Source organism: Streptomyces sp. NPDC003077, from assembly GCF_040611095.1.
In the GTDB taxonomy this organism is placed as follows: Bacteria; Actinomycetota; Actinomycetes; order Streptomycetales; family Streptomycetaceae; genus Streptomyces.
The window spans coordinates 21,715-26,005 of sequence record NZ_JBEXNM010000098.1; the positions used below are offsets into that span (position 1 = coordinate 21,715).

The window sequence follows — 4,291 nt, forward strand, 5'->3', positions numbered from 1 at the left end:
GCGGGGGGGGCCGTCACACCCCCCAACCCCCCCCCCCCAAAACCCCCGCCCCCGCTCAGCGCCTCACCGGCACACCGCGCCGTGGCGACCACGCGCTTCCGCGCTCACCCGCACTCCGCCGTCGCGCACAGCCGCCACCCGTTCCACGGCCCCTCCCGGCCGCCCCGGACGGTCTCCCAGTAGCGGTCCCGGTTCCACTCCCGGACGATCAGGCGCAGCCGCCCGCCGGGCAGTTCGGTGATCGTGGACGGCTGACCGAGCCCGACGCCGCTCTCGGGCAGGCCGCCCAGGGAACGGACCGGCCCCCACCCCTCCTCGGGATCGCGCTGGACGCGGACGTCCATGGACTGGCCGTCGCCGTTTCGGGACGCGAACGCGTCCAGGGAGCCGTCACTCTCCCGGAACAGCACGACGCCCCCGTGGTACGGCGCGGGGTCCAGGCCGAAGTCCACCGGGGTGCTCCACTGCGCCTCGTCCTCGTCCGGTCCCTGCACGGTGTGGCAGAAGATGCCGTACGAGGGGAGGAAGGCCTCCAGCCGGCCGTCGGCGTTTTCAACGGCGGTGGCGAGGTAGTTCTTCGGGCCGAGCGGGACGGAGCTGACGCGCTCCCAGTCGCCGTACGGGCCGCCCGGCTCTCGCTGTTCGCGGTGCCAGAGGAAGGAGGACAGGGAGGTCGTCGCCGAGTCGTCGACGAAGTTCTGGAACTGCGCCACCCGTCCGTCGGCGCGGGGCGTCGTCACCAGGGTCTCCGGTACGGGGCGGTCCGCGCTGCCGCGGGCTCCGTTGTCGGGGCGGCAGGCCCCGGCGGCCTGCGCGGTGGGTCCCAGGATCACCGTGCCCGCCCAGGCGAGGACGATCACGATGACGCCGTACAGCGCGATGCGGATCGGTCCGGCCGTGCGCGGTGCCCCGACCACCCGTAACGACCGGGCTGAACGGTGCGGCCTCGCCGCCTGCGTCCTTCTCGCGGTAGATGACGGTCTGCGGTTCACGGGTCCTCCGTGGTCAGTGGTTGGGGTGGCGACGGGACATCAGGGAAATGTGTGGGACCTGCGGGCCGGACGGGACGCGCGCGTCGGGCACGGCGGTACGCCGGTCGCGGCGCGCCGCTCCGGACGGACGGGCCGGGCGCCACGAGCGGGCCGCCGGGCAGGGCGAACGAGCCCGAAGGGCCGCGAGAGCCCTTCGACAGCGTGTTCGGGAGCATCCTTACGCATCAGGGACCCCACCGGCCAGCCACCGAACAGCCCCCGCCCCGGCCGAGTGGCGATTCGGTCGGGGCGCGCGGGGTACCCGCAGCGGATGATCACGCTTGGTGTCGAGGAGGAGTACCTGCTGATCGACCCGGAGACGGCGCTGCCGGCACCCCGGGTACACGAGGTCCGCGCGGCGGCCGGACTGCAACCCATCGCGGACGAGGAAGAGGTCCAGACCGAACTGCTGCAAGCGCAGGTGGAGGCCGTCACCCCGGTCTGCACGGATCTGTCGGAGGTCGGCGGTCACCTGCTGCGGCTGCGGCACGCGGTGAGCGCCGCGGCGGAACGGGCCGGCTGCCGGATCGCCGCGTGCGGCGCGGCGCCGCTGGCCGGGCCGCTCCCGCCGCCGGTCACCGAGAACGCCCGCTACCTGGCCATGCGCCGCCGCGCTCCCCAACTGGTCGACGAACAACTCGTCAACGGCATGCACGTGCACGTCGCGGTCCCGGACCGGGAGATGGGCGTGGCGCTGCTCAACCGGCTCCGCGTGTGGCTGCCGACCCTGGTGGCGATGTGCGGGAACTCACCGTTCTGGGACGGGCGGGACACCGGCTTCTCCAGTTGGCGCACGGTGGTGTTCGGCCGGTGGCCCGTCGGCGGTCCGCCGCCGAGGTTCGAGGACGCCGCGGACTACGAGCGGCGGATCGAGGCCCTGATGGACGCGGGCGTGCTCGCCGACCGCGGCCAGATCTACTGGCAGGCGCGACTGTCCGACCGCCACCCGACCGTGGAGGTGCGCTGCCTGGACGTGCAGTTGCGGGCCGACGAGGCCGTCATGTTCGCCGGGATCGTGCGCGGGCTGGCGGCGACCGCCCTGCGCGAGGAGAAGGAGGGCGCTCCGGTGCCGGACGTCGCGCCGGAGCTGCTCTACGCCGCGAACTGGCACGCCGCCCGCTACGGGCTGAGCGGCCTGCTCGTCGATCCGGCGGGCCGCCGGCGCAGCGCGGGCGACGTGGTGTGCGCCCTGCTCGACCACATCGCCCCGGCCCTGGACGACATGGGGGACACCCGGGAGGTCACCTCCCTGGTCCACCGGCTGCTGCGCGAGGGCTGCCCCGCCGACCGGCAGCGGCGGGTGGTGGCGCGGGACGGCCTGGGGGCGCTGCCCGCGTTCCTCACGGCGCAGAGCACCGAGTCAACCGAGTCCTGAGGCGTCAGGAATGGATGGCCGCCCGAGGGGCACCCACCCCGAGAAGTCCGTTTTCACACCGAAGAGGGCATTCGCCCACCGGTGCACTTGAGGAGCCGTACGAGGAGCAGCGCCATGAGTGAGACGACGCCGTCCCAGGCCGAAGGCGAGCGCGAGGGCGACGAGGAGGCCACGCGCGGCAAGCGGCGGTCCAACCGCAGCGGTGAGCGGCCCGGGAAGGAGATCCCGGCGACGCCGCGCACCACCCCGTCGCAGGCGGAGGGCGAGCGGCTCCCGGACGACGACGAGCGCGGCGGGGGACGACGCGGGGGCGGGCGGTAGGAGCGAGGGCCGGCGGGGACCCGTCACGCGGTCCCGTCCGCCTTGAAAGCCCGCACCCGCCCGTTTCGCAAGACAGCCACACCCCACACGAGAGGCCAGCGACATGCCCGAGCCCGGAAGCAAGGCGTACGACCGCAAGCGCGCACAGCGGCGGCGCGCGGCGGAGGACCGCGGCGTGCCCGACCAGCACGCCAACGAGGAGGCCAACGAATCGCTGCGGGCGGACCCGCACTGGCAGTCCCGTGGCCCGCGGACCGAACGCGGCCGGGGCCCCAAGGGCGAGCGCCGCGGCGGCTGAGCCGGGACGGTGCCGGCCCGCCTTCCCGGCGGGCCGCCGCCCCGCTCCCGCCCGTGCCCACCAAGGAGATCAGTGATGAGCGAGTACGAACGTTCCCGCACCATGCCCGCGCTCCCCGAAACGGTCTTCGACCAGGCCTGCGACCTGAACCGGCTCGACGCCTGGCTCCCGGGCGACCTCCACGTACGCCCCGACGACCCGCCCGCGGTGACCGTCCACGAGGACCACACGGGGCAGGACTCCGCAGCCCTGGTCCGCGCCGAGAAGGACCAGATGCGGATGGAGTGGGGCACCCGCTCCGACGGCCGGTACGCGGGGTGGCTCCAGGTCGCCGGGATCGGCAGCGGCGCCAGTGAGGTGACCGTGCACCTGTCGTTCTTCGACGAGTCCCACGATCCGGGGGACGGGCCGGTCGGCGACGCCCTGGACCAGAGCCTGGAGCGGCTGGCCGAACAGGTCCGGCTGCGGGCGGACACCGCCGGGTGACCCCGGCCGGCCGCATCCCCCGAGCCGGTATGCCGCGCGGGCCGGCGGGCGCGCGGGCCCGGGCGCGGCCGGACGAGAAAGGAGACCGGAACCATGCGCCATGACGAGTTCATCGGCCAGGTCCAGGCACGCGCGGCGCTGCCCGACCCCGGAGCGGCCGAGCGGGCGGTCCGCGCGACGCTGGAGACGCTGGCGGAACGGCTGCCCGACGGCCTGGTGACCCACCTCGCAGCCCAGCTGCCGCACGAGATCGCGGAGCACCTGCACCGCGTCATCACCGCCCGGGACGGTGACCCCGAGCAGCGGGGCGCCGCCGAGCGCTTCGACCTGACGGCCTTCTCGGGCCGCGTGGCGTGGCGGGGTGGCGTCTCGGAGGACGCGGCCGTCCGTGAGGCGACGGCGGTGTTCGAGGTCCTGGACGCGGCCCTCGCGCCGGAGCTCATGGAACGGCTGGAGCGCTCTCTTCCCCAGGACATCCGTGCGCTTCTGCCGACTGCCCGGGTGCGGGATTCGGAGACGGGGGCGGGGGCGGGCTGAGTGGCGGCTTCTGGGCAGCCCGTGGGAGTGGTGCGTCCGCCTCGCGGGCTCCTTTTCGGGCGGTGTCCGGGCCCTTTTCGGGCGGTGTCCGGCTTGTCTCCGTGCGGCGGCCCGTTCGCTTCCGTGTGATGCCGGGGGCGTCTTCGTGCGCCTTCGGCGGGAGGGTGTGTGGGGCGGACGCTTCGTTGTTTTCGGGGTCGGGGCCGCCCCGGGGTACCTCCTCGCGGCAGTTGCGCTTACCCG

The 4,291-nt window shown here is 74.5% G+C and carries 6 protein-coding genes; 5 read left to right on the top strand and 1 reads right to left on the bottom strand.

The window, feature by feature from the left end; genetic code table 11:
- Positions 1-104: 104 nt before the first annotated feature.
- Positions 105-917: a hypothetical protein gene (locus ABZX96_RS35640; protein ID WP_355552961.1), complete on the bottom strand. Its 813-nt coding sequence runs from the start codon at positions 915-917 to the stop codon at positions 105-107.
- 385 nt (positions 918-1,302) lie between these two features.
- Between ABZX96_RS35640 and ABZX96_RS35645 the strand changes: the two genes are divergently transcribed.
- From ABZX96_RS35645 to ABZX96_RS35665, 5 genes are all read left to right on the top strand, one after another.
- The gene (locus ABZX96_RS35645) at positions 1,303-2,406 is read left to right on the top strand and encodes a glutamate--cysteine ligase (RefSeq protein ID WP_355552964.1); all 1,104 of its coding nucleotides are present in this window, start codon (positions 1,303-1,305) and stop codon (positions 2,404-2,406) included.
- A gap of 114 nt (positions 2,407-2,520) precedes the next feature.
- Positions 2,521-2,727, top strand: a complete 207-nt coding sequence (locus ABZX96_RS35650) for a hypothetical protein (protein ID WP_355552966.1) — start codon at positions 2,521-2,523, stop codon at positions 2,725-2,727.
- Positions 2,728-2,830: 103 nt separating this feature from the next.
- Positions 2,831-3,025, top strand: coding sequence for a hypothetical protein (locus ABZX96_RS35655; protein WP_355552969.1), 195 nt, complete (start codon positions 2,831-2,833; stop codon positions 3,023-3,025).
- A gap of 75 nt (positions 3,026-3,100) precedes the next feature.
- Complete coding sequence (locus ABZX96_RS35660; protein ID WP_355552972.1) at positions 3,101-3,511, top strand: SRPBCC family protein; 411 nt, start codon at positions 3,101-3,103, stop codon at positions 3,509-3,511.
- Between the two features lie 93 nt (positions 3,512-3,604).
- Positions 3,605-4,048, top strand: a complete 444-nt coding sequence (locus ABZX96_RS35665) for a DUF2267 domain-containing protein (protein WP_355552975.1) — start codon at positions 3,605-3,607, stop codon at positions 4,046-4,048.
- The last annotated feature ends 243 nt before the right edge of the window (positions 4,049-4,291 follow it).

Excerpts from the sequence above, each read along its gene's own strand:
- ABZX96_RS35645 (WP_355552964.1), top strand. The coding sequence starts at position 1,303 with ATGATCACGCTTGGTGTCGAGGAGGAGTACCTGCTGATCGACCCGGAG.
- ABZX96_RS35650 (WP_355552966.1), top strand. The coding sequence starts at position 2,521 with ATGAGTGAGACGACGCCGTCCCAGGCCGAAGGCGAGCGCGAGGGCGAC.
- ABZX96_RS35655 (WP_355552969.1), top strand. The coding sequence starts at position 2,831 with ATGCCCGAGCCCGGAAGCAAGGCGTACGACCGCAAGCGCGCACAGCGG.
- ABZX96_RS35660 (WP_355552972.1), top strand. The coding sequence starts at position 3,101 with ATGAGCGAGTACGAACGTTCCCGCACCATGCCCGCGCTCCCCGAAACG.
- ABZX96_RS35665 (WP_355552975.1), top strand. The coding sequence starts at position 3,605 with ATGCGCCATGACGAGTTCATCGGCCAGGTCCAGGCACGCGCGGCGCTG.